This window comes from Snodgrassella alvi (assembly GCF_002777425.1).
GTDB classification, from domain to species: Bacteria; Pseudomonadota; Gammaproteobacteria; order Burkholderiales; family Neisseriaceae; genus Snodgrassella; species Snodgrassella alvi_B.
The window spans coordinates 1-2,453 of the sequence record NZ_MDVC01000026.1 but is presented as its reverse complement, the minus strand read 5'-3'; the positions used below and the strand labels follow the sequence as shown (position 1 = coordinate 2,453).

At 38.1% G+C, this 2,453-nt stretch carries 5 protein-coding genes; 4 read left to right on the top strand and 1 reads right to left on the bottom strand.

Features of this window, described 5'->3' with window-relative positions; translation table 11 throughout:
* Nucleotides 1-485: RHS repeat-associated core domain-containing protein (locus BGI33_RS03185; RefSeq protein ID WP_144235344.1), on the top strand; the 485-nt coding region annotated here is incomplete at its 5' end.
* Nucleotides 485-763, top strand: a complete 279-nt coding sequence (locus BGI33_RS03180) for a hypothetical protein (RefSeq protein ID WP_100089919.1) — start codon at nt 485-487, stop codon at nt 761-763. The genes BGI33_RS03185 and BGI33_RS03180, both read left to right, overlap by 1 nt.
* A gap of 44 nt (nt 764-807) precedes the next feature.
* On the opposite strand, the gene BGI33_RS14335 is transcribed toward BGI33_RS03180, so the two are convergent.
* Nucleotides 808-957, bottom strand: coding sequence for a hypothetical protein (locus BGI33_RS14335; RefSeq protein WP_257378942.1), 150 nt, complete (start codon nt 955-957; stop codon nt 808-810).
* A gap of 122 nt (nt 958-1,079) precedes the next feature.
* On the opposite strand from BGI33_RS14335, the gene BGI33_RS03175 reads away from it, so the two are divergent.
* Both BGI33_RS03175 and BGI33_RS03170 read left to right on the top strand, forming a co-directional pair.
* Complete coding sequence (locus BGI33_RS03175) at nt 1,080-1,934, top strand: RHS repeat-associated core domain-containing protein (protein ID WP_218965119.1); 855 nt, start codon at nt 1,080-1,082, stop codon at nt 1,932-1,934.
* A gap of 26 nt (nt 1,935-1,960) precedes the next feature.
* Complete coding sequence (locus tag BGI33_RS03170) at nt 1,961-2,338, top strand: SMI1/KNR4 family protein (RefSeq protein WP_100089918.1); 378 nt, start codon at nt 1,961-1,963, stop codon at nt 2,336-2,338.
* The last annotated feature ends 115 nt before the right edge of the window (nt 2,339-2,453 follow it).

Below are 2,453 nucleotides of genomic sequence, written 5' to 3'. Positions count from 1 at the left end.
CGTTCAGGTATTATGATCCGGATATAGGTCGCTTTACCCAGCCGGATCCGATAGGATTGCTGGGTGGCTTTAATCTGTATCAGTATGCGCCTAATGGGTTGACTTGGGTGGATCCGTGGGGGTTAAAATCAATATTGCCAGATGATGCTATTGTATGCAGAGGTGGAGCATGCCTTGCTGATTCATTTAAAAATGGTAGTGGTGTTGTAGTTGATGGTACAGGCAAGTTAGATGGAATTTCAGTAAATAGCGCAGCAGGTAAGACATTAGATCAACTAACTGAAGGTATTCCACACAATAAAGTAGGCGTTACAACGGTTGGAGATATTCGAGCAGCAGGTGGAGATGTTATACCTTCTCCAACTAAAAATAATCCCCATCATGCAACTTTATCAGGTATTACAGCAAAGCAAGCAGAAGCTTTAATGACACCTACTCAGAAGAACCCATCGGCCAAACCAAAATCCAACAAAAGGAATTGTTAATGCAACAAAATAATAAAATATCCGATGATGAATTGAATTTAATAAAACAACGATGTGATAAAGCGACTAAGGGGCCATGGATATCTTACGTCGAAGATAGAGATCATTCCAGTGGTTCTAATTTTATTATGACTGGAGATGAAAATAATCGCGGGGATGATATTGAGCTTATTGGCGGAACAATAGATGATCAAGAGTTTATTGCACATGCACGACAAGATATTCCTCGATTAATTAATGAAATTAAAAGACTAAAAAAACTAATTGTAGATATATAATTTAAAAATACAATATCATCGGCAAAATCAAAAGCTGCTAGAACTTAATTCGCTGTAACCAGCTGCTGCATTTCAGAGGACACCACTACCGCTACGACGAGCACGGCAGAACCCAGACCAAACAGACCATCGGCACAACCCAGCACTACCACTACGATGCTGAACACCGCCTGAGCGAAGTACGTATCGAACAACTAAACCGCAGCCAGCGTTACGGCTACGTCTACGATGCCTTAGCCGGCGTATCAAAAAGCATCAGATAGACCGCGACGGCCAACCCTACAATCGTACCCGCTTCCTGTGGGACGGCTTAAGAATGATTCAGGAAACCGGCCCGAATCACCCCACCAGCCTGTATATCTATACCGACCAGAACAGCTACGAACCACTGGCACGCATAGACACAGACGGCAACCATGAACAACATATCCGCTACTTCCATACCGACCTGAACGGCTGTCCGGAAGAGTTGACCGACGAAAACGGTAAAATACTGTGGGAATGTAGTTTTCAGCTCTGGGGAAAACGGATTCATGAAATCGAACACGAACCCATAGAGCAGAATCTCAGATATCAGGGACAATATTTAGACAGAGAAACCGGCTTACATTACAATACGTTCAGGTATTATGATCCGGATATAGGCCGCTTTACCCAGCCTGATCCGATTGGGCTGCTGGGTGGGTTTAATCTGTATCAGTATGCGCCTAATGGGTTGACTTGGGTGGATCCGTGGGGGTTAATATGTAAAGCTCCAAATGGCTATAAAAAAGGTGATGTAGACATACATGGTAACTTATCTCCTAATGCAAATAGAGCTTTAGGCCATAGAAACACTAGATCTGATGCTTTCGTACAAAGCCATCATCCAATACAAGACGCTTGGGCTAAAAGAAATATAACTAGTTATCGAAGAAATGCTGCACCAGCGACATTATTACAATCTTCTTCTGGTTTACCACATGCTAACATTAGTCAAGCACAAAGAGCTAGAAGATCACTTAATGGAGGATGGAATACAACCTTAAAACAAGAATTCAACATAAGTTACAGGGAAATGCTTGACGCCGGTGTACCTAAAGCACAAGCAAAAAAAGCGTTAAATGATTCTTATAAATATTTCGATAGCATTAGAAATGCTAATATAAATAATCCTTTTTTTGACTTATAGAATATTAATTGAATGGTAAATTTTTTATGGAAAAGAAATCAATTATAGAAATATTGTATATTCTTGAAAAAGAAATGAATATCAAATTTCCAAGTTTATATGTACGATTTTTGTCAGAAGAGGTCCAAGATAAAGAGCCGTATGAATTAATCACTGAAAAAGAAGAATATATATACATATATAACATATATGACATTCAAGAAAGAAATGATGTATATAGTATACAAAACATTGAACCCAATTATTTTTTAATAGGTCAAGATGGTGATATAGGCTATTTTATATACGTCAAGAAAAATAATGAGTCTGATAATATATATAGTTTGGATTTAGGCGCTTTAGGTTCTTTAGAAATGAATAAAGAGGCAACTGATATTTATCACTTAGGGAAATATATCGAATGACATATTTGTAAACATGAATAATACTAACCGTATAATTTTTCTTATAGAATTGAGAATTACAACTGAAATATAGAATATAATGTCTTAAAAAATGATTATGGAGAAGTGCCTTAAT

Excerpts from the sequence above, each read along its gene's own strand:
- BGI33_RS03180 (WP_100089919.1), top strand. The coding sequence starts at position 485 with ATGCAACAAAATAATAAAATATCCGATGATGAATTGAATTTAATAAAA.
- BGI33_RS03175 (WP_218965119.1), top strand. The coding sequence starts at position 1,080 with ATGATTCAGGAAACCGGCCCGAATCACCCCACCAGCCTGTATATCTAT.
- BGI33_RS03170 (WP_100089918.1), top strand. The coding sequence starts at position 1,961 with ATGGAAAAGAAATCAATTATAGAAATATTGTATATTCTTGAAAAAGAA.